The following is a 19,794-nucleotide window of genomic DNA, read 5'->3' as shown; positions in this document are numbered from 1 at the left end:
TCGCGTATCACGTCATGCGACGGTGACGCGATCGCCGTCGAACGCCAGGATAAAGACCGGCGCCGGGGTTCCGCCGAAGTGCGATCGCACCAGGTCGGGATGGTCAGCCAGCGCGCGGCCTTCCATTCCCCAATAGTCGATAAAGCTCCACACGTCGCCTTCGCCGGTCACCCACCAGCTGTAGGTCTGTCCCGGCTCGCCCTTGGGATTGGGTGCGACGAGACCGCTGCCGTTGATCGGGCGCCATGGTCCGGTAACCGCGTCGGCGACCATGCCGTAAAGGCCGTTGGGGCCGGCGACTGCGCCGGGGGCAAAAGTGTGGCGCTGGGTCGACCAGAACAGGTAGTAGTGCCCATCCCGCCAGACGAGGCAGGGTCGCTCCATCTCGTTGTTGGTCCCGATCGCCTCGACAAGCGGGTCATCGAGCCGCCAGCCCTGCGGCGTGCGCGTCGCCATGCCGACCAGCCCATTGTGCGGGTCGCTGGTCCAGGCAGCGCTGGCGGTGAAAACGATATGGGCCTCGCCCGTCGCCGGGTCACGGAACCAGGCCGGGTCGCGGAAGGCCTTGATCGTGCCGGGGGCAGGATTGACGATTTCCTGACGGCTGCTGACATAGCGCACCCCATCGGCGGCGACGATTTCGCGCGGTTCCTGCCACGCGCCGGGGCCGCCCTCGCCCCACTGCCCCTGCACCTCGAACAGGCGCTGCTCGTAGGAAAAGGGCGCATCCCGTCGCCCTGCCACGGTATAGAACAACGAGACCGATAGGCCATCGTCCATCAGCACGGCACAGCCTGCCCATTCCCGCGTGCCCGGATTGAGCCCGTCGGGCAGCGCATTTCCGTGATCGCGCCATCCATCCTCGCCCCGCGACAGCAGGCGGATCCGTGCGACATCGTGGCGCTGGACGGGATCAGTGAAGCACGGTGCGCTGAGGAAGAACCACCAGGTCCGACCATCGAGGCACGCGGTTCGGCCATCCGCGTGCGCCAGGGGCCAGCAGTCCCACAAGTCCAGCCCGGGCATGATCGGGGCAACGTCTACCTCGCCGACCAGCGGGATCTCGGGCAGTTGATCGTACTGCACAGGCTGCCAGCGGCTGGGCGTGCGGCCGACCGGGGCGGCAATCGTTTGCAGTGACGGTTGAACGGACATGCGACCTCTGATGGACAGGCCTGCGTCGGGCAGGCGGTGAAGTGGATGAAGTGATTTCGCGGGTTACGTCGGTTGCGCGGCCATGACGGCGGAGGCACGACCCTCGCGCACCCACAGGACGGACAGCGCAGCCAGAATCATCAGCACGCCGCAGCACGACAGCATCCGCCCCGGATCGTTGCCCAGCAGGTGCGGGTAGACGCCAAGGCCGAACCGCACGAAACCGAGGTCCAACTCGCTCATCACGACCGCGAACAGCAGCATCGGGATCACGATCATCATGTTGAAGATGCCGAGATAGACGCCGGTGCGCTCTGCCGGGATGGCGTTGGAGAGGATGGCATAGGGGTTGCCCATGATGCTGCCCCAGGCGAGGCCGATGCCCACGGCCGGAACGAAGAGCCAGGCCTTTTCGGTCACGTGCGGCAGGGCAAGCATGCCGAGCCCGCCGGCAACCAGGCAAAGCGCGTGCAGCGGTCCGGGACCGAGGCGTCGCACCAGAGGCACCATGGCGAATGCCGTGACGAAGGCGATGCCGTTGTAGAAAGCGGCCATCTCGCCGTTGGTCAGCACGGCGGTATGGAAGGCGGAGCTGTGCGCGTCGCGCGTCGCGTAGACCGTGCGGCCGATCGAGTAGGTCACATAAAGCCAGTATCCCGACATGGCGGACCATTGGAACAGGCTCATCAATCCCAGCTTGCGCATGGCCGTCGGCATGGTGCGGATCGCGCCGGCGACTTCGAACACGGCGGCGCCGAGCCCGCGCGGCGCTGCGGCGATATGCGCGCGCTCTGCTTCCGTCAGCGGAAGTTCCGGCACGCGCCGGATCGACCAGACGATCGTCACGAGCGACAGCACGGCGCCAGCCATGAAGACCGCCCGGACCGTGTAGGGAATACCGTGGGAATCGACCCAGTCCTGATTCATGCCCAGGCCGACCAGCAGCGACGGCGTCAGGAAGGCGAGCATCTGCGCAAGCCCCGTGAACGCGCTCTGCGAGAGGAACCCGATCTGGCGCTGGTCTGGATTGAGGCGGTCGGACACATAAGCCCGATAGGGTTCCATCGTGATGTTGTTGCCCGCATCCAGCAGCCACAGCACCGAGGCTGCCATCAGCACGGACGATGACAGCGGCATCAGCAGCAGCCCGAGCGAACACAGAATCGCGCCGAGCAGGAAATAGGGCGTGCGGCGGCCAAGCCGGCTGGTGGTACGATCGGACAGCGCGCCGATCAGCGGCTGGATCAAAAGCCCGGTGATCGGCCCTGCGAGATTAAGCAGCGGCAGCTGAGCCTCGTTGGCGCCGAGATAACTGTAGATCGGGCCCATATTGCCCTGTTGCAGTCCGAAGCTGAATTGCAGGCCGAGGAAGCCGAGATTCATCTCAAGAATGCGCGCCGTCGACAGGCGCGGACGCCATGCGATCTGGCTGGTTGCTGGGCCACTGGTGATCGTCACTGCTCTCTCCCGGGGGCTTCTTCAGGCCCAAGGCCCCGTCATGCCATGATCTTGAATGAATGCCAACAATCGATTGCAGATTTTGTGAAGCCGGGCGCCCGCATTGGCATTCCGAAAAATTCCGCAATCTCTCGCGAAGGGAAGTCGCCGCCCGGGCGTTAACCCGATGTCCCTCATCCCCCCCCTCTAGTGACGGACTTCATGTAATGTCCCTTGCCGTTTCCCAGAATACCCGCCCCCACGCGACTGTCCCCCTCCAGTTCGCCCGTGCCGACAACACCCGCGCCGACAGCCTCGGTGCCGCCGCCGTGACCGGCCACGACACCAGTCATCGCCGCCAGCAGGATGCCCGCATCGCGCTGCTCGATGAAGATCAGCCGAGCCGCGACCGCCTGCGCGAATATCTCGAAGGCCAGGGCATGCACGTCATCCCGGTCGCCAACGGCATGGAACTGCGCCAGCTGATCGCGCGCGAGCCCGTCGACGCCGTGATCCTCGACGTCATGGCGCGCGCCGAGGATTCGCTCGCTCTCCTGCGCGAGATGGCCGAGCAGCCAGGTACACCGCCGTTCATGCTGGTGTCTGCAGTCGCTAGCGACATCGATCGCATCGTCGGCCTCGAGCTCGGCGCCGACGATTACCTTGCCAAGCCATTCAACCCTCGCGAACTGCTGGCGCGCCTGCGCGTCGTGCTGCGGCGCAGCCATGGCCACGCCGCGCGCGGCACGAACCCGACGCCGCTGCTCGGCTTCGCCGGATGGGTTCTCGATCCCACGTTCTACGTGGTGCGTGACGCCAATGGCCGCGACGTCGAACTGACCAGCGGTGAGTTCAAGCTGCTCCACGCGCTGGCCGCCAATGCCGGCCAGGTCGTCAGCCGCGAAGCCCTGCTGCGCATCGTCCACGGCGATGAAGCCGAGGCTTTCGATCGCGCTATCGACGTGGCCGTATCGCGTCTGCGCGCCAAGCTGGTGCGCCATGGCGGCGGTGCGCTGATCCGTACCGTCCGCGGTGAAGGCTACCTGTTCGCCGCACGGATCTGATCGCGGTTTTGCCCGGACCGCCGCTGGATCATTTCCGGGCGGCGGTCCGCGCATGAAAGTCTGCGGGCTTTCCTGCAATCCAGGCCAGGAACCGTGCGATGGCCGGGTCCTGCGCCAAGGCTTCCCGATCCGCTCCGATCCTGGCCAGGGCCGTGTTGTCGAAGGTGCTGTGCAGCGCACGATGGCAGATCGGGTGAAGCGGCACGACCGACCTGCCCCCGCGGCTGCGCGGCACTGGATGGTGCCATTCGATCTTGACGCCCAGGGGCCTCAGGCACAGCCAGCAGGTCTCCGCGTGATCGTGACGATGCAGGGCGCGTCGTTCCGCAGCGTGCCCTTCGGAAATCTTCGCCCTGCGGCTTACGGCCTTTCTAACCATCGTGCGATCACCGTGCCTCATCTTCATGCTTTAGGAAATCCTGAAGGTTTCCGGCCTATGCACGACGTCAACCAACCAGATTTCTGCCGGTGCCCGCAGTTGCACCCGCAACGAGTTGACAGGAAAGACGCATGAGCGCTTTTGGCCGCAAGACAGGTTTGGGTGGCGCCGTGGCAGCGCGGCCGTCGTTCGGCGTGGCGAGGCCGATGAAGGCGGGTGACGGTGGAGCCCCCTCGCCCTTGGCCGATGCCGTCGCCCTCCCCGGCGCCAACGACGATGGCGGCGTGATCAAGGGCGATGCCATGAGCCGCCTTGCCGATCGCATCAACGGGGTGGTCGAGAATACTTACCAGGCCGAAGGCTTCGAGGCCTCGGTCCACAAGATCAAGGAGCAGGTGCTGCCGCGCCTGCTCGAGCGCGTCGACCCCGAGGCCGCCGCCACACTCACCAAGGACGAGCTGTCGGAGGAATTCCGGCCGATCATCATGGAAGTGCTGGCCGAACTGAAGGTCACGCTCAACCGTCGTGAACAGTTCGCACTCGAAAAGGTGCTGATCGACGAGCTGCTCGGCTTCGGGCCGCTCGAGGAACTGCTGAACGACCCCGATGTCTCGGACATCATGGTCAATGGCCCCGAGCAGACCTACATCGAAAAGAAGGGCAAGCTCCAGCTCGCGCCGATCCGCTTCCGCGACGAAAGCCACCTGTTCCAGATCGCGCAGCGCATCGTCAACCAGGTGGGCCGCCGCGTTGACCAGACCACGCCGCTCGCCGACGCCCGTCTCAAGGACGGCAGCCGCGTCAACGTGATCGTGCCGCCGCTGTCGCTGCGCGGCACCGCGATCTCGATCCGCAAGTTCTCCGAAAAGCCGATCACGCTCGACATGCTGCGCGACTTCGGTTCGATGAGCGAGAAGATGTGCACCGCGCTCAAGGTCGCGGGTGCGAGCCGCATGAACATCGTCATCTCGGGCGGTACCGGCTCGGGCAAGACGACGATGCTCAATGCCCTGTCGAAAATGATCGACCCTGGCGAGCGCGTGCTGACGATCGAAGACGCGGCCGAACTGCGCCTGCAGCAGCCGCACTGGCTGCCGCTCGAAACGCGCCCGCCGAACCTCGAAGGGCAAGGCGCGATCACCATCGGCGATCTCGTCAAGAACGCGCTGCGCATGCGTCCGGACCGCATCATCCTGGGCGAAATTCGCGGCGCCGAATGCTTCGACCTGCTGGCGGCGATGAACACCGGCCACGACGGCTCGATGTGTACGCTGCACGCCAACAGCCCGCGCGAATGCCTCGGCCGCATGGAAAACATGATCCTGATGGGCGACATCAAGATTCCCAAGGAAGCGATCAGCCGCCAGATCGCGGAATCGGTCGACCTCATCGTCCAGGTCAAGCGCTTGCGCGACGGCTCGCGTCGCACCACCAACATCACCGAAGTCATCGGGATGGAGGGCGACGTCATCGTCACGCAGGAGCTGTTCAAGTTCGAGTATCTCGACGAGACCGAGGACGGCAAGATCATCGGCGAGTTCCGCCCCACCGGCCTGCGTCCCTACACGCTGGAAAAGGCGCGCCAGTACGGCTTCGACCAGGCGTTCCTCGAAGCCTGCCTCTGATCTCTCGCCGGTGCCGCCGCCTCAGGGACGGCGGCACCGCAGCGATCAATCGCGAACGAACAGGCTCGCCAGCTCGACGTGAGTCGACCAGCGGAACTGGCCGACGGCCTTCAACCCCGCGAGCCGATAGCCTGCCTCCACCAGCGTTGCCGCATCGCGTGCCCAGCTGGCGGGATTGCAGCTGATATAGACGACCCGCGCCACGGTGCTCGCCGCGATCTGCTCCACCTGTTCACGCGCACCCGCGCGCGGCGGATCGAGCAGCACCGCGCCGAAGCGGTTGAGTTCCTCGGGGCGCAGCGGATTGCGGAACAGGTCGCGGTGCAACGCATGGACCGGACGGCCGTGCATACGCGCGGCGGCCTGGCAGGCCAGATGCGTGTCGCGCGCGGCTTCGACCGCGAGGACCTTGGTCTGCGGCCCCGCCAGCGCGAACGCGAACGTGCCGAGGCCAGCGAACAGGTCTGCCACCGTTGGGGCCTCCGCCAGCCACTCGCGCGCGGCTGCGACGAGCGCCGCTTCGCCATCGGCCGTGGCCTGGAGGAACGCGCCGGGCGGAAGGGCGACTGCGGTCCCACCGAGCGTGATCGTCGCCGGGTCGGGCTCCCACGTCGTCTCGGGACCATAGCCGGTGTCGAGCGTCAGCCGGGCGAGCCGATGTTCGCGCGCGAAGTCGAGCAGTGCCTCGGTGCGGGCCAGATTGTCGGCGGTCAGGCCGAACAGGCCGACCGTCACGCCTTGGTCGGCCAGGCTCAGCTCGATGTCGACCGCCAGCTTGCGGTCGCCCCAGCTCTCGAGCAACCCGCGCAGCGGCGCGACAAGCGCGAGGAGTTCGGGTGCGATGACGTGGCATTCGCGCAAGTCGACGATCTTGTGCGATCCCTGCTCGCGAAAGCCCAGCACGACGCGCCGGCCGATTGCCTGTGCATGCAGCGTGGCGCGGCGGCGCGTGCGCGGCGGCGACAGGTGCGTCGGCTCCGGCGTGCCGGGATCGAGGTTCTGGCCAAGCGCGGCACCGATCACCCGGTCGCCGACATAGGCCAGCAGCGCGGCTTCCGACAGGTGCTGTAACTGGCAACCGCCGCATGCGGGGAAGTGGCGGCACGGCGGCTCGACGTGGTCGGGCCCCCAGGTCAGCGTGCCATCGGCCTCGAGCACGTCGCCGGGCGCGGACAGCGCGACATAGCGGCCGTCGGCAGTGGCGCCCTCGCCCTTGGCCGCAACGCGTACGATCGGGGCGCCGCTCATGCCAGCGCCTCCACCATGGCGCCGCGGATCGCTTCGGCCAGCATCCCGCTGGTGAAGGCAGGTCCGGCGAGGCGCGCGGCGGCGCCGTGGAGCCAAAGCCCTTCGTGCGCGGCGCGCGCGGGATCACGCGTCACGGCAAGCCGGCTTGCGACGGTGCCGGCCAGCACATCGCCGCTGCCGGCAACCGACAGCCACGACGACGCGCGCGGCGCCATCGTCACGGCGCCCTGAGGCGTGGCGATCATGCTGTCCGGTCCCTTGAGGATGACCACGGCGCCGGTGGCAGCGGCAAGAGCGCTCGCGCGATCGCCGCGAGATGCGTGCCCCGACAAGGCAAACTGACGTTCCAAAACTTGCATTTCTCCTTCGTGCGGCGTCAGCACGGCCGCGCTTTCGCGCATCATGCCAGGCCGCAGCAGCACCAGCGCATCGGCATCGAGCACCAGCGGTACACCGGCGTCGAGCGCCGTCCGCAGCTTCGCTCCTGAGCGTTCGTCGCGCCCCAGCCCGGGCCCTATCAGCAAGGCGGCGTGCCGGCCATCCTCGAGTTGCGCGCCGAGAGGTCCGTGGCGGACCACGAGTTCGGGCGGTACGGCGGGCGGTGCATCGTCAGGGCACAGCAACTGGACATAGCCCGCCCCGGCCCGCAGCGCCGCCGTCGCGGCCAGCACGGCCGCCCCGGGCATCGCCCCGCCGACGATGCCGAGCAAGCCGCGGCGGTACTTGTGCGCATCGGCGGCGGGCGCGGCGAGCCGGGGCTTCGCGAGCAGGCGCGCGGCACCCGAGGCGGCAGCGACGCCGATATCGACAAGCCGCAACGCGCCCATCGTCACTGAGGCTGGCATCGTGAAATGGGCCGGCTTCCATGCGCCGAGCGCCAAGGTCAGGTCGAAAGTCGGCAGTTCATCGTTAAGCGACGCGCCGCTGTCGCTATCCACGCCGCTGGGTACGTCGATGGCGATGCGATAGGGATGGCTGGAAGCAAGCCTTCGCAACATCGCAGTATCGTCGGCGGCCAGGGGCCGGCTCAAGCCGCTGCCGAACAGACAGTCGGCGAGGATCGCGCCCGTGGTTTGGGCATCGGGGCCGACGACACGGCCAGCAAAGAGGCTGCGGGCATGGCGGGCGGCATCGGTGCCCGGCGCCATGGCTTCGACCACCGTCACGGCAACGCCGCGCTCGGCCAGGAACCGCGCGATGACCCAGCCATCCCCGCCGTTGTTGCCGGGGCCACACAGCACTGTCACCGGGCGCCCCGCCGCAATGCGCCGGACCCACTCGCCAGCACCCTGCCCGGCGCGCTCCATCAGCGCGACGACATCGGTGCCGTCGTCGATCAGCGCCTGTTCGGCCGCGCGCATCTGCGCAACGGTGAGGATCTGCGAAGGGTCAGGGTTGGGGTGTGGCTGCGGCATCGGGTTTCACCGTAGCAGGAAAGCGATAGCGATCGCCACCCAGTGAAACCTCCAGCCGGCCATCGGCAAGCCATTGCACCCGCGCTTCCTCGACGCCATCCGCTGCCACGACACCGCGCCCGTCGTCGACCTTGAGCAGCCGCCGAAAGCCACCACCGGGATGGTGCACAACCAGCAGGTGCTGCGCGCCTTCACGGGCTGGCTCTACCCGGCAATCGCGGGTGAACGTCGTCGCGCCGCCAGTGGCGCAGTCGATCTTGACCATCTGCGGCTCCGGATCGCCGGCGGGGGCGCGCGCGCAGGCCGCGAGGGCCAGCAACACTGCACCTGCCGCCACCCGCCGCATCGTCAGCCGCGCTTGAGCTGCGACAGGTCGCGCACGGCGCCGCGCGCCGCACTCGTCGTCATCGCGGCATAGGCCTGCAGCGCTACCGAAACCTTGCGGTCGCGCGGTCGCGCGGGCTTCCAGGCATCGGCGCCCTTGGCCTCCATCGCCGCGCGGCGTCGGGCCATTTCGTCGGCTGCGACCAGCACGTCGATCTTGCGCGCGGGAATGTCGATGGCAATGAGGTCGCCCGTCTCGACCAGTCCGATGTCCCCGCCCTCGGCCGCCTCGGGCGAGACGTGGCCGATCGACAGGCCCGAACTGCCGCCCGAGAAGCGGCCATCGGTGACGAGGGCGCAGGCCTTGCCCAGCCCCTTCGACTTCAGGTAGCTGGTCGGGTAGAGCATTTCCTGCATGCCCGGACCGCCACGCGGGCCTTCGTAGCGGATCAGCACGACATCCCCCTCGACGACCTGGCCGGTGAGGATCGCGGTGACCGCAGCGTCCTGGCTTTCATAGACCTTCGCAGGGCCCGTGAACGTCAGGATCGATTCGTCGACGCCGGCGGTCTTCACGATGCACCCGTCTACCGCGATATTGCCGCTCAGCACGGCAAGGCCGCCATCCTGGCTGAAGGCATGGTCGGCCGAGCGGATCACGCCATTCTCGCGGTCGAGGTCGAGTTCGGCCCAGCGGCGATCCTGGCTGAACGCGGTCTGTGTCGGCACGCCGCCCGGCGCGGCGCGGAAGAATTCCTGCACCGAGGGTGCATTGCTCTGCTTGATGTCCCACTGCGCCAGCGCATCGGCCATGGTGCGGCTGTGCACGGTCGGCAGGTCGGTGGTGAGCAGCCCGGCACGGTCCAGCTCGCCCAGGATCGCCATGATCCCGCCGGCGCGGTGAACGTCTTCCATGTGCACGTCGGCCTTGGCCGGCGCGACCTTCGACAGGACGGGCACGCGGCGCGAAAGGCGGTCAATGTCGGCCATGGTGAAGTCGACGCCCGCCTCATGCGCGGCCGCCAGCAGGTGGAGCACCGTATTGGTCGAGCCGCCCATCGCGATGTCGAGCGTCATGGCATTCTCGAACGCGGGGAAGCTGGCGATCGCCCGCGGCAGCACACTGGCATCACCTTCCTCGTAGTGGCGCTTGCACAGGTCGACCGCGAGGCGACCGGCTTCGAGGAACAGGCGCTTGCGGTCGGCGTGGGTCGCCAGAGTCGAGCCATTGCCCGGCAGCGACAGGCCCAGCGCCTCGGTCAGGCAGTTCATCGAGTTGGCGGTGAACATGCCCGAGCACGATCCGCAGGTCGGGCAGGCCGAGCGCTCGATGCTCTCGACTTCCTCGTCGGTGTAGCTGTCGTCGGCCGCCACGATCATCGCATCGACGAGGTCGAGCGCGTGCTCCTTGCCGCGCACCACGACCTTGCCCGCTTCCATCGGCCCGCCCGACACGAAGACGACCGGGATGTTGATGCGCAGCGCCGCCATCAGCATGCCCGGCGTGATCTTGTCGCAGTTGGAAATGCAGACCATCGCGTCGGCGCAATGGGCATTGACCATGTATTCGACGCTGTCGGCGATAAGGTCGCGGCTGGGCAGCGAATAGAGCATGCCGTCGTGGCCCATGGCGATGCCATCATCGACCGCGATGGTATTGAATTCCTTGGCGACGCCGCCAGCCGCCTCGATCTCGCGCGCGACCATCTGGCCCAGGTCCTTGAGGTGGACGTGGCCCGGCACGAACTGCGTGAACGAGTTTACCACCGCCACGATCGGCTTGCCGAAATCGCCATCCTTCATCCCCGTCGCGCGCCACAGGCTGCGGGCGCCCGCCATGTTGCGGCCGTGGGTGGAAGTGCGTGAACGATAGGGGGGCATGCGTCGGCTCCTGGCAATCTCTCGCACGCGCCGGGTCCGGCCGGCACGCGGCAATCCGTGCCCCTACCCGCTTCGCCGCCATGCGTCCAAGGTTACGTTTGAGACTTTCCTGGCAGCGCCTGCAGCAGATGCGCGATCAGTCGTCCGATCCGGTTGGCCCATTCGGCCTGCCCTTGCTCGTCTCCGATCAGGTCCTGCCGAACCTCCAGGCCGATATAGCGCCGCCCGTGTGCCTCGGCATGCCGGTTCATCGTCGCGTTGAGCAAGCGTCCCGAATAGGGCTGCTGGTCGCCCACGCACAGACCCGCTTCCCCCTCGAGCCAGGGGATCGCCATGCGCGCCAGGCGGTCGTCCTCGTTGTAGAGGACGCCGACGTGCCAAGGTCTTGCCTGCTCGGGATCGCTCGAAAGAGCTGGCGTAAAGCTGTGCAATGAAACGATGAATGCCGGCTCGTCGGCTGTCAGGCAATCGGCCAGCGCGGCATGATAGGGCATGAAGAAGCGCGCGATACGGGCGGCGCGTCCCTCGTCATCCAGCGCATTGCCGGGGATCGCATGACCGTCGCTCGCCAGCGGGATCAGCCCCGGCGCATCCTCGTCGCGGTTGCAGTCGCAGACAAGACGACTGACGCCTCCCTGGAACGCGGCGATCCCGGGCGTCTGCGCCAGCATCACGCCGATCGCCGCAACGCCGATGTCTACGGCGATGTGCTGATCGAGAAGCTCAGACGAAATCTGAAGTTCGATGTCAGCCGGAACATGGGCAGAGGCATGGTCGGAGACAATCAGCACGCCGCCGGGGGTCGGCTGCCCGTGCAGTGTCCATGCCTCGTGGCTCACCGCAGCGCCCCTGCCATGGTCCACCATGCTGCCGGCATCGCAGCCTGCGCAGCATCGCGGGCGGCAGTCGTGTCATACAGCGCAAAGCAGGTGGCGCCCGAGCCCGACATGCGGACCAGCCAAGCGCCTGTCTCGCGTAAGGCTTCCAGCACTTCGGCAATCTGCGGCACCAACCCGATCGCCGGCGCTTCGAGATCGTTGCGCCCTTCCAGTGCGATCTGCCGCGTGGTGCCTTCGGGTAAAGGTCCGCGATCGATCTTGTCCCAGGCCTTGAACACCGGCCCGGTTGCCAACGGAATGCGCGGGTTCACCAGCAGCACCGGCGTCCCGGCCAGATCGTCGGTTGCTGGCTCCAATTCGGTCCCGGTACCACGGCCGATGCAGGCCCGGCTCGCGACGCAGGCCGGGACATCCGCGCCTAGTTTCGCGGCGCGGGCGTGCCAATCCTCGGGGAGACCCTGCAGCCGCTCGACGAGGCGGAACACCGCCCCGGCATCGGCGGAGCCGCCGCCCAGCCCTGCCGCGACAGGCAATTGCTTTTCCAGCGTAACCGCCCAGCCCACCGCGCGCGGCAGCGCCGTCAGCGCTTGTGCGACGATATTGCCGAACGGATCGTCGAGCGCGCCGCCAAACTCCCCGATAACGCGCAACGCGTCGGCCGCGGCCGAGGTGACCGACAGCGTATCGCCCTTGTCGACGAAAGCAAAGGCGGTCTCGAGTTCGTGATAACCATCCTCGCGCCGCCGGCGAACGTGCAGCGCGAGGTTGATCTTGGCATAGGCGGCTTCATGCATCGGCTAAGCAAACCGATCTTACATGTTGGGATAGTTGGGACCGCCACCGCCTTCGGGCGTGACCCAGTCGATGTTCTGGGTCTTGTCCTTGATGTCGCAAGTCTTGCAGTGGACGCAGTTCTGCGCGTTGATCTGCAGCCTCGGATTGCCCTCTTCCACGCCGACGAACTCGTAGACGCCTGCAGGGCAATAGCGTGCCTCGGGCCCGGCATAGAGCGGCAGGTTGACGCGCGTCGGGATCTCGGGATCCTTGAGCACGAGGTGGCAGGGCTGGTCTTCCTCGTGATTGGTGTACGAGAACGACACGCTGGTCAGGCGGTCGAAGCTGATGACGCCATCGGGCTTGGGATAGGCGATCGGCTTGTAGAGGTCCGCACGCTGCGTCGCCTCGGCATCGGTGTGGTGCTTGAGGCCCTTGACCGGGTTCACCTTGAGCACGCGCGCCCACATGTCCGCACCGGCGAAGATCGTGCCCCACGAGCCGCCGAACTTCGACACCAGCGGCTGTGCGTTCTGCACCAGCTTGAGCTCGGTGGCGATCCAGCTGTCGCGGACGGCGGCGTCATACTCGACCATGTCGTCCTGCGCACGGCCGGCGGCGGTTGCCGCGGCGATCGCTTCGGCGGCGAGCATGCCGCTCTTCATGGCGGTGTGGCTGCCCTTGATGCGCGGCACGTTGACGAAGCCGGCCGAGCAGCCGATCAGTGCGCCACCAGGGAACGAGAGCCGCGGCACCGACTGCCAACCACCCTCGTTGATCGCGCGCGCGCCATAGGCCACACGGCGCCCGCCCTCGAGGATCGCGCGGATCTCGGGGTGCTGCTTCCAGCGCTGGAATTCCTCGAAGGGATAGACGTAAGGGTTGGCGTAATCGAGCGCGGTGACGAAGCCGAGCGCGACCTGATTGTTCGCCTGGTGATAGAGGAACCCGCCACCCCACGAATTGCTTTCCGACAGCGGCCAGCCCTGCGTATGAAGGACGCGGCCCGGCACGTGCTTGGCCGGGTCGATGTCCCACAGCTCCTTGATGCCGAGGCCATAGACCTGCGGCTGGCAATCGCGCTCCAGGTCATAGTGCTGCTTGAGGCGCTTGGTCAGATGACCGCGCGCGCCTTCGGCAAACAGCGTGTACTTGGCGTGCAGTTCCATCCCGGGCTGGTAATCGCCCTTGTGGCTGCCGTCCTTGGCCACGCCCATGTCACCTGTGGCGACGCCGATGACAGCGCCCGCCTCGTTGAACAGGATTTCGGCGGCAGGGAAGCCGGGGAAGATTTCCACGCCCAGCTCGGTCGCCTGCTCGGCCAGCCAGCGGCACAGATTGCCGAGGCTGCCGGTGTAATTGCCCTTGTTCGACATGAACGGAGGCATCGGCCAGTGGGGGATGGCGTACTTCTTGGTCTTGGTGAGCACCCAGTGCCAGTTGTCGGTCACCGGCACGTCGGCCAGCGAGCAGCCCTGCTCGCGCCATTCGGGCAGGAGTTCGTCGAGCGCGCGCGGATCGACCACCGCGCCCGACAGGATGTGCGCGCCGATCTCGGAGCCCTTCTCGAGGATGCACACCGTAATCTCGGGATTGAGCTGCTTCAGCCGGATCGACGCGGCCAGCCCTGCCGGACCACCGCCGACGATGACCACGTCATATTCCATCGATTCCCGTTCGCTCATCGTCCCCGCTCCGTCGCGCGGCCGGTCCGCCGCTGCTCTTGGTCCCAATCCTTGCAGACGCCGGGCCCGACGTCTTAATCGACCGATTATGACGCGCACCCTTGAAAGGTGCAGCCGCCAAGGTCAATAGGGTGCGCATGAACCAGGGCGGCAGGACACGAAAAGGCATCGCGGCATGAGCCAAGGCCTTGCGGCAATGGTCGAGGCTGCGATGGACTGGTGGCAGGACGCGGGCCTTGCCACGTCGTTGGACGACACCGCCAAGCCGTGGCTGGGCAGCCTTCGCGAAACCGAAGCCAAGGCCACGCGCGCCAAGGTTCTGGCGCAGCCCGTCGCCCCGCCGCCGCCACCTGTAATGGGCGGTGTCTCGTCCGAATGGCCGCAGACCCTGCCAGAGTTTGCCGAATGGTGGCGGACGACGCCGGCCCTGCCCTTCCCGGCCACACGCCGCCTGGCCCCGTCCGGCCCGCATGGGGCACCGCTGATGGTCCTGGTGCCGATGCCCGAAGCGGATGACGCGCAAGGGCTGCTCGATGGCCGGGGCGGACGCCTGCTCGATGCGCTGGTGGCAGCGCTCGGCCTGACGCGTGAGCAGATCTATTGCGCCTCGGCCCTTCCGGTCCATATTCCCATGCCCGACTGGGCGCAGTTGCGCGCCGATGGGCTGGGCGCATTGACGGCGCATCACGTCGCGCTGGCCGCACCGCAGCGCGTCCTGATCCTGGGCCGCAGCAGCATTTCAACGCTCCTCAACCACGACTTGCCGAATAATGCTGCCGATTTCCGAGAGTTTAACCATGACGGTGGATGCGTACCGGCAGTTTTCGCAGTCGACCTTGCGGCGCTGCTGGCTCGGCCGGCGCACAAGGCGGCCTTGTGGAACCGCCTGCTAGATTGGACGGGGACATACCAGACGTGAAGTTCCGGCCTGACGTGAAGCTCCGGCACATTGCTCGTGCGTGCTGCCCGGCCCTGCTGGCGGTTGCCGGCGGCGCCTCGATCGCCGTCGGTTTCGCGGCCCCCGCGCATGCCAACAGCGCCGCGGTCGATTACTTCCGCAGCCGCGCCGATCGCACCGCCGTCCCGACGCTGCTGAGCCAGGACGACCGCACGTACTACACCCAGCTCTTTGCCGCGATCGAGCGCGAGGACTGGATCAACGTCCAGTCGATGCTCTCGCAGCGCGTCGACGGACCGCTCCACGCCGTCGCCCGTGCTCAGTTCTACCTCGCTGCCACGTCGCCCAGGGCCGATCTCGGTTCGCTGACCGACCTGCTTACCCGCGCCCCGGACCTCCCCTGGTCGGAGCAGCTCGGGCGCCTCGCGCTCAAGCGTGGTGCCTTGACGCTGCCGGTGATGCCCACCGGACAGGCCCTCGCCGCGCTGCCCTCCACGCCGCGACGAGTCCGCCCGCGCTCGACCACCGACGGCACCATGCCGGACCCCGTCGCCCAGGCGATCCAGGACCGTATCAAGGCCGATGATCCGATGGGCGCCCGCGTCCTGCTCGACGGGATCGACGCCGCCCTATCGCCCGATGCCCGTGCCGAATGGCGCCAGAAGGTCGGGTGGAGCTTCTACATCAGCAACGATGATGCCAACGCGCGCCTGCTGTCGCTGTCCGCGGCGCAAGGTACCGGCCCCTGGGTCGGCGAAGCGCTGTGGACCGCCGGCCTCGCTGCGTTCCGTCTGGACGACTGCGTCGGCGCTGCCGAAAGTTTCCAGCAGGCTGCGCAACAGGGCGGCAACCCCGAACTGGTATCGGCCGCGCACTACTGGGCGAGCCGCGCCTTCGTGCGCTGCCGCCAGCCCGAAAAGGTCGCGGACTCTCTGCGCCTCGCCGCCCGCCAGCGCGACACGCTCTACGGCATGCTCGCAGCCGAGGCCCTCGGCATGCGCAGCGCGACGCCCACGGCGGCGCCCGACTTTTCGGCCGCCGACTGGCAGGCCCTGCGCGAGATCAGCAACGTGCGCCTCGCGGTGCAGCTGGCCGAGATCGGCGCCGACGGGCTGGCCGACGAAGTGCTGCGCTATCAGGCCCGGATCGGGGCGCCCGGCCAATATGCGCCGCTGTCCCGCCTTGCGCGCGACCTCGGCCTGCCGACCACGCAGCTGTGGATGGCGTATAACGCCCCGTCCGGCGCCCGCGCCGACGAGGCCGCGCGTTTCCCGGCGCCGAAGTGGGTTCCGGCCAACGGGTGGAAGGTCGATCCGGCGCTGCTTTTCGCCCACTCGCTGCAGGAATCGAACTTCCGCACGGCGGTCACCAGCCCGGCGGGCGCCAAGGGCCTGATGCAGGTTCTGCCCGGCACGGCACGCGACCTCGCGCGGATCGAGCCGATGATGGCCGGCCGCGATCGCCAGCTCGACCTGCCCGACGTCAATCTCGCGTTCGGCCAGACCTACCTTGCCAAGCTGCGTGACAACGGCGCGACGGGCGGCCTGCTGCCCAAGGTGATCGCCGCCTACAATTGCGGCCCGATGCCGGTGGCGCGCTGGAACACCCAGGTGCGCGACCGCGGCGACCCCCTGTTGTGGATGGAATCGATCCCCTATTGGGAAACGCGTGGCTACGTTTCGGCGGTACTGCGCAATTACTGGATGTACGAGCGGCAGGCCGGCGGCAGCAGCGACAGCCGTCTCGGCCTCGTCCAGGGCATGTGGCCGAAATTCCCGGGCTTGACCGGGGCCGGAAACGTGCGAGTGGCCTTCAATGGCAATTGACACCACCCGCACCTTCAAGCCCATCCGCATTGCGCTCCTGACCGTGTCCGACACGCGCGGCCCGGACGACGACACCTCTGGCGACATTCTTGCGCAGCGCGTCCGCGATGCGGGCCACACGCTCGCCGAGCGCGCGATCGAGAAGGACGATGCCGACCGCATCGCCGTGCGGCTCAACAACTGGATCGACGACACCACGATCGATGCGGTGGTCATCACCGGTGGGACCGGTCTCACCGGCCGCGACGTCACGCCCGAGGCGCTCGACAAGGTCAAGACGCGCGACATCCCCGGCTTTGGCGAGCTGTTCCGCTGGCTCAGCTACAAGACGATCGGCACCAGCACGATCCAGTCGCGCGCCTGTGCCGTCGTCGCCCGCGGCACTTACATCTTTGCGCTTCCCGGCTCGAACGGCGCGGTCAAGGATGGCTGGGATGGCATTCTTGCCGAGCAGCTCGACAGCCGCAACCGCCCGTGCAACTTCGTCGAGCTGATGCCGCGCCTGCTGGAGCGCTGAACGCCTCTCCAAAAACCCCCGTTTAACCGAATGTTGGGCTTTGCCGTCTAGGGACTTGGGCAACGCTTGGCTGCAGGAACGGGGGTTTTGACATGGAGATGCCTGCCCCCGCGCACACCCGCTGCCGGGCTCGCATGAGCGTTTCCGTCGCGCCATGACGCAGTTGCGCCTTCTCGACTGGCATGACATCGACACCCCGCGCGCGATCGAGCGGTGGGATCGTCTGGCCGAACAGGCGAGCGAACCCAACCCGTTCTGTGAAAGCTGGTTTCTTCGGGCCTCGCATCGCGCGTTTCCGGGGGCGAAGGTCCGCCTGCTCTGCCTGGTAAGCGGCGAGGATCTGCTGGCGCTCATGCCGGTGCATCGGCCGCGCCGCTACTACGGCCGCCCCGTCCCGCACATCGCCAACTGGCTGCATCCCAACTGCTTCATCGGCGCCCCGCTCGTCGCGCGCGGCGCTGAACACGTCTTCTGGCAGGCGCTGCTCAGTTGGTGCGATGACCATGCGGGGCTCGCCCTGTTCCTGCATATCGCGGCCCTGCCGCTCGACGGCGCGCTCCATGCGGCTCTGGTCGATACTCTGGCCCGGCAGACCCGCCCTTCCGCACTGGTGTTCCGCACCCAGCACGTGGTCCTGCAATCGGCGATGTCGGCCGAGGACTATTTCACGGCGTCGCTTTCGGGAAAGAAGCGCAAGGAATTGGGGCGACAGGCGCGAAGGCTGGGCGAACTGGGGGCGTTGGCATTCCGCCGGCAGGACGATGCCGCCGATCTTGACCCGTGGATCGCCCAGTTTCTCGCGCTCGAGGCCGCAGGCTGGAAAGGCCAGGCGGGCTCGGCCCTTTCCTGCGACGCATCGACGCGCGGCCTGTTCGCAGAGGCGCTGGAGGGCGCTGCTCGCCGCGGCCGGCTCGAGCGGATAGCGCTGACCCTCGACGATCGCCCGATCGCGATGCTGGCCAATTTCCTCGCGCCGCCCGGGGCATTCTCGTTCAAGACCGCCTTCGACGAAAGCCTTGCCGCCTATTCGCCAGGTGTCCTGTTGCAGCGCGAGAACCTTGCGCTGATGGAGCGTGATGGCATCGAATGGGTCGACAGCTGCGCCACGCAGGATCATCCCATGATCGCGCACATCTGGCGCGAGCGGCGCCCCGTCGGCCGCGTCAATATCGCGATCGGCGGCACCGCCCGCCGCATGTTGTTCAAGGCCCTGACCCGCGCTGAGCTGGGCCGGAATCCGACCGGAGTCGAACCATGACCCATTTCGCGCCCGAGGCGCTCGCTGACTTCGCGAAAGCCTATCCGGAAGAGCCGCATATCCTGCGCCACGACCTGATCGGCCATCCGCTGCTCGAACTGGAGGCACTGGCGCAGCTATCGGAGCGGCTGCCCGCTGCCAATGCCGAACATGCCTATGCCAAGCAGCCGATCGGCGTCGAGGGTAAGCCGCCACGGCCGTCGATCTCGGTCGCGGAAGCGATCCGCACCATCGACACCAGCGGTTGTTGGGTTGCGCTGACCTTCATCGAGCAGGATCCTGCCTACAAGGCGCTGCTGCTCGAACTGATTGAGGAACTGCGGCCCGCCATCACGCCGCGCACTGGCGCGATCATCAACCCGCAGGCCTTCGTCTTCATCAGCTCGCCCGATGCGACGACGCCGTACCATTTCGACCCCGAGCACAACATCCTGCTGCAGATGCGCGGCCACAAGGTCATGACGCAGTTTCCCGCCGCCGACCCCGACTGTGCGCCCAGCGAGGCCCACGAGATCTATCACACCGGGGGCGGACGCGAGCTGCGCTGGTCCGACCACCTTTTGCCCAAAGGCCGGCCCTTCCCGCTCCACCCGGGCGAGGGGCTGTTCGTGCCGGTCATGGCGCCGCATTTCGTCCGCAACGGGCCGGAGATTTCGGTATCGCTGTCTATCACCTGGCGATCGGAATGGAGCTATGCCGAATCCTCGGCCCATGCCTTCAACGCCGTGTTGCGACGTTTCGGGTGGCAGCCCCGCCGCCCCGGACGCTGGCCCGCGCAGAACCGCGGCAAGGCGCTGGCGTGGCGCGTGATGCGTCGATTGGGTTACGGCCGCATCGGCTCGTAGCGCCGCGCGCCGGTGACGGGGTCGTACCACACCTCGAGCGCCTCGCCGGTCTCGACATCCAGTTCGCGCTCCCCCGTGCGCTGCCAGCGCGCGTCGGGCGCCGGTGCGGGAGCCAGGCGATCGCGGCGATAGCGCTGTTCGAACACCGTCGCCAAGGCAACCAGCAGACCCATCACCGCCAGCACCCATCCGCCGCCGCCGACACGATGCAGCGCGATTCCGGCGATCACCAGTATGCCGGCAAGACCCAGCGCGACCCCGCGCGCGCGGCCGGTCATGGACGGGCCAGCTTCACCGCCGTCCCGTAGGCGACGACCTCGTTCATGGTCTGGCCGATCGAGCCGGAATCGAAGCGCATCATCACGACGGCATCGGCGCCCATCAGCCGGGCATTGGCGACCAGGCGGTCGATCGCGTGGCGGCGTGTGTCCTCGACCAGCGCGGAGTATTCCTTGATCTCGCCGCCGATGATCGTGCGCAGGCCGGCGATCACGTTGCCGGCAAGACCGCGGCTGCGGACGACGACACCAAAGACCTGGCCCAGGCTGGCCACGACCTCGTGCCCGGCGATATTCTCGGTGGTGGTAACGATCATCGCTGTGCTGCTCCCTCGGGTCGGTCCGC

Annotated in this window: 19 protein-coding genes; 7 read left to right on the top strand and 12 right to left on the bottom strand. The window is 67.5% G+C overall.

Annotation, left to right across the window (positions count from 1 at the left end):
• Positions 1 to 12: 12 nt before the first annotated feature.
• Together V7Q48_RS03260 and V7Q48_RS03255 are read right to left on the bottom strand one after the other, a co-directional pair.
• Positions 13 to 1,155: a glycoside hydrolase family 68 protein gene (locus V7Q48_RS03260; protein WP_333836237.1), complete on the bottom strand. Its 1,143-nt coding sequence runs from the start codon at positions 1,153 to 1,155 to the stop codon at positions 13 to 15.
• Positions 1,156 to 1,218: 63 nt separating this feature from the next.
• Entirely contained in the window at positions 1,219 to 2,538 is a 1,320-nt protein-coding gene (locus V7Q48_RS03255) for an MFS transporter (RefSeq protein ID WP_333836289.1), read from the bottom strand.
• Between the two features lie 281 nt (positions 2,539 to 2,819).
• Here V7Q48_RS03255 and V7Q48_RS03250 point away from each other — a divergent pair, with 281 nt between their 5' ends.
• Positions 2,820 to 3,656 carry a response regulator transcription factor gene (locus V7Q48_RS03250; protein ID WP_333836236.1) on the top strand — a complete coding sequence of 279 codons (837 nt, stop codon included), beginning with the start codon at positions 2,820 to 2,822 and terminating at the stop codon, positions 3,654 to 3,656.
• A gap of 28 nt (positions 3,657 to 3,684) precedes the next feature.
• Here V7Q48_RS03250 and V7Q48_RS03245 read toward each other — a convergent pair whose 3' ends face one another.
• Positions 3,685 to 4,035: an HNH endonuclease gene (locus tag V7Q48_RS03245; protein ID WP_333836235.1), complete on the bottom strand. Its 351-nt coding sequence runs from the start codon at positions 4,033 to 4,035 to the stop codon at positions 3,685 to 3,687.
• A gap of 131 nt (positions 4,036 to 4,166) precedes the next feature.
• Between V7Q48_RS03245 and V7Q48_RS03240 the strand changes: the two genes are divergently transcribed.
• Positions 4,167 to 5,660, top strand: coding sequence for a CpaF family protein (locus tag V7Q48_RS03240; protein WP_333836234.1), 1,494 nt, complete (start codon positions 4,167 to 4,169; stop codon positions 5,658 to 5,660).
• Between the two features lie 45 nt (positions 5,661 to 5,705).
• On the opposite strand, the gene V7Q48_RS03235 is transcribed toward V7Q48_RS03240, so the two are convergent.
• The 7 genes from V7Q48_RS03235 to V7Q48_RS03205 all read right to left on the bottom strand — a co-directional run bounded on the left by V7Q48_RS03235 (position 5,706) and on the right by V7Q48_RS03205 (position 13,826).
• The gene (locus tag V7Q48_RS03235; protein ID WP_333836233.1) at positions 5,706 to 6,908 is read right to left on the bottom strand and encodes a class I SAM-dependent RNA methyltransferase; all 1,203 of its coding nucleotides are present in this window, start codon (positions 6,906 to 6,908) and stop codon (positions 5,706 to 5,708) included.
• Entirely contained in the window at positions 6,905 to 8,323 is a 1,419-nt protein-coding gene (locus tag V7Q48_RS03230) for an NAD(P)H-hydrate dehydratase (protein ID WP_333836232.1), read from the bottom strand. The genes V7Q48_RS03235 and V7Q48_RS03230 overlap by 4 nt, the downstream gene beginning before the upstream one ends.
• Positions 8,298 to 8,642, bottom strand: a complete 345-nt coding sequence (locus V7Q48_RS03225) for a hypothetical protein (protein WP_442947081.1) — start codon at positions 8,640 to 8,642, stop codon at positions 8,298 to 8,300. Before V7Q48_RS03225 ends, V7Q48_RS03230 begins: the two co-directional genes overlap by 26 nt.
• 29 nt (positions 8,643 to 8,671) lie before the next feature.
• Entirely contained in the window at positions 8,672 to 10,528 is a 1,857-nt protein-coding gene (gene ilvD / locus V7Q48_RS03220; RefSeq protein WP_333836230.1) for a dihydroxy-acid dehydratase, read from the bottom strand.
• A gap of 92 nt (positions 10,529 to 10,620) precedes the next feature.
• A complete protein-coding gene (locus tag V7Q48_RS03215) occupies positions 10,621 to 11,367 on the bottom strand; it encodes an N-formylglutamate amidohydrolase (RefSeq protein ID WP_333836229.1) in 747 nt (248 codons plus the stop codon).
• A complete protein-coding gene (locus V7Q48_RS03210; RefSeq protein WP_333836227.1) occupies positions 11,364 to 12,161 on the bottom strand; it encodes a 4-(cytidine 5'-diphospho)-2-C-methyl-D-erythritol kinase in 798 nt (265 codons plus the stop codon). The genes V7Q48_RS03215 and V7Q48_RS03210 overlap by 4 nt, the downstream gene beginning before the upstream one ends.
• Positions 12,162 to 12,179: 18 nt before the next feature.
• Positions 12,180 to 13,826 (bottom strand): electron transfer flavoprotein-ubiquinone oxidoreductase, encoded by a 1,647-nt coding sequence (locus V7Q48_RS03205; protein WP_333836225.1) that lies wholly within the window; start codon positions 13,824 to 13,826, stop codon positions 12,180 to 12,182.
• 175 nt (positions 13,827 to 14,001) lie between these two features.
• Here V7Q48_RS03205 and V7Q48_RS03200 point away from each other — a divergent pair, with 175 nt between their 5' ends.
• From V7Q48_RS03200 to V7Q48_RS03180, 5 genes are all read left to right on the top strand, one after another.
• Positions 14,002 to 14,745, top strand: coding sequence for a hypothetical protein (locus V7Q48_RS03200; RefSeq protein WP_333836224.1), 744 nt, complete (start codon positions 14,002 to 14,004; stop codon positions 14,743 to 14,745).
• Positions 14,742 to 16,550 carry a lytic transglycosylase domain-containing protein gene (locus tag V7Q48_RS03195; RefSeq protein ID WP_333836222.1) on the top strand — a complete coding sequence of 603 codons (1,809 nt, stop codon included), beginning with the start codon at positions 14,742 to 14,744 and terminating at the stop codon, positions 16,548 to 16,550. Before V7Q48_RS03200 ends, V7Q48_RS03195 begins: the two co-directional genes overlap by 4 nt.
• Entirely contained in the window at positions 16,540 to 17,067 is a 528-nt protein-coding gene (gene moaB, locus V7Q48_RS03190) for a molybdenum cofactor biosynthesis protein B (protein ID WP_333836221.1), read from the top strand. Before V7Q48_RS03195 ends, moaB begins: the two co-directional genes overlap by 11 nt.
• A 154-nt stretch (positions 17,068 to 17,221) precedes the next feature.
• Positions 17,222 to 18,325: a GNAT family N-acetyltransferase gene (locus tag V7Q48_RS03185; protein ID WP_333836219.1), complete on the top strand. Its 1,104-nt coding sequence runs from the start codon at positions 17,222 to 17,224 to the stop codon at positions 18,323 to 18,325.
• Complete coding sequence (locus V7Q48_RS03180) at positions 18,322 to 19,170, top strand: transcriptional regulator (RefSeq protein WP_333836217.1); 849 nt, start codon at positions 18,322 to 18,324, stop codon at positions 19,168 to 19,170. Before V7Q48_RS03185 ends, V7Q48_RS03180 begins: the two co-directional genes overlap by 4 nt.
• Here V7Q48_RS03180 and V7Q48_RS03175 read toward each other — a convergent pair.
• Both V7Q48_RS03175 and V7Q48_RS03170 read right to left on the bottom strand, forming a co-directional pair.
• Positions 19,149 to 19,448, bottom strand: coding sequence for a hypothetical protein (locus V7Q48_RS03175; RefSeq protein ID WP_333836216.1), 300 nt, complete (start codon positions 19,446 to 19,448; stop codon positions 19,149 to 19,151). The two genes, V7Q48_RS03180 and V7Q48_RS03175, sit on opposite strands and share 22 nt — an antisense overlap.
• Positions 19,445 to 19,765, bottom strand: a complete 321-nt coding sequence (locus V7Q48_RS03170; protein ID WP_333836215.1) for a YbjQ family protein — start codon at positions 19,763 to 19,765, stop codon at positions 19,445 to 19,447. Before V7Q48_RS03170 ends, V7Q48_RS03175 begins: the two co-directional genes overlap by 4 nt.
• Positions 19,766 to 19,794: the final 29 nt, after the last annotated feature.

Origin of the sequence: Novosphingobium sp., from assembly GCF_036803765.1 — a bacterium.
In the GTDB taxonomy this organism is placed as follows: Bacteria; Pseudomonadota; Alphaproteobacteria; order Sphingomonadales; family Sphingomonadaceae; genus Novosphingobium.
Note: the sequence above shows the minus strand (reverse complement) of the source record. Positions and strands in the feature narration are given on the sequence as shown.

What these genes read in the sequence shown, in the direction of transcription:
- V7Q48_RS03205 (WP_333836225.1), bottom strand. Translation starts at nt 13,826, where the DNA reads ATGAGCGAACGGGAATCGATGGAATATGACGTGGTCATCGTCGGCGGT.
- V7Q48_RS03200 (WP_333836224.1), top strand. Translation starts at nt 14,002, where the DNA reads ATGAGCCAAGGCCTTGCGGCAATGGTCGAGGCTGCGATGGACTGGTGG.
- V7Q48_RS03250 (WP_333836236.1), top strand. Translation starts at nt 2,820, where the DNA reads ATGTCCCTTGCCGTTTCCCAGAATACCCGCCCCCACGCGACTGTCCCC.
- V7Q48_RS03210 (WP_333836227.1), bottom strand. Translation starts at nt 12,161, where the DNA reads ATGCATGAAGCCGCCTATGCCAAGATCAACCTCGCGCTGCACGTTCGC.
- V7Q48_RS03260 (WP_333836237.1), bottom strand. Translation starts at nt 1,155, where the DNA reads ATGTCCGTTCAACCGTCACTGCAAACGATTGCCGCCCCGGTCGGCCGC.
- V7Q48_RS03185 (WP_333836219.1), top strand. Translation starts at nt 17,222, where the DNA reads ATGACGCAGTTGCGCCTTCTCGACTGGCATGACATCGACACCCCGCGC.
- V7Q48_RS03180 (WP_333836217.1), top strand. Translation starts at nt 18,322, where the DNA reads ATGACCCATTTCGCGCCCGAGGCGCTCGCTGACTTCGCGAAAGCCTAT.
- moaB (WP_333836221.1), top strand. Translation starts at nt 16,540, where the DNA reads ATGGCAATTGACACCACCCGCACCTTCAAGCCCATCCGCATTGCGCTC.
- V7Q48_RS03175 (WP_333836216.1), bottom strand. Translation starts at nt 19,448, where the DNA reads ATGACCGGCCGCGCGCGCGGGGTCGCGCTGGGTCTTGCCGGCATACTG.
- ilvD (WP_333836230.1), bottom strand. Translation starts at nt 10,528, where the DNA reads ATGCCCCCCTATCGTTCACGCACTTCCACCCACGGCCGCAACATGGCG.
- V7Q48_RS03230 (WP_333836232.1), bottom strand. Translation starts at nt 8,323, where the DNA reads ATGCCGCAGCCACACCCCAACCCTGACCCTTCGCAGATCCTCACCGTT.
- V7Q48_RS03245 (WP_333836235.1), bottom strand. Translation starts at nt 4,035, where the DNA reads ATGGTTAGAAAGGCCGTAAGCCGCAGGGCGAAGATTTCCGAAGGGCAC.
- V7Q48_RS03235 (WP_333836233.1), bottom strand. Translation starts at nt 6,908, where the DNA reads ATGAGCGGCGCCCCGATCGTACGCGTTGCGGCCAAGGGCGAGGGCGCC.
- V7Q48_RS03255 (WP_333836289.1), bottom strand. Translation starts at nt 2,538, where the DNA reads ATGAATCTCGGCTTCCTCGGCCTGCAATTCAGCTTCGGACTGCAACAG.
- V7Q48_RS03170 (WP_333836215.1), bottom strand. Translation starts at nt 19,765, where the DNA reads ATGATCGTTACCACCACCGAGAATATCGCCGGGCACGAGGTCGTGGCC.
- V7Q48_RS03240 (WP_333836234.1), top strand. Translation starts at nt 4,167, where the DNA reads ATGAGCGCTTTTGGCCGCAAGACAGGTTTGGGTGGCGCCGTGGCAGCG.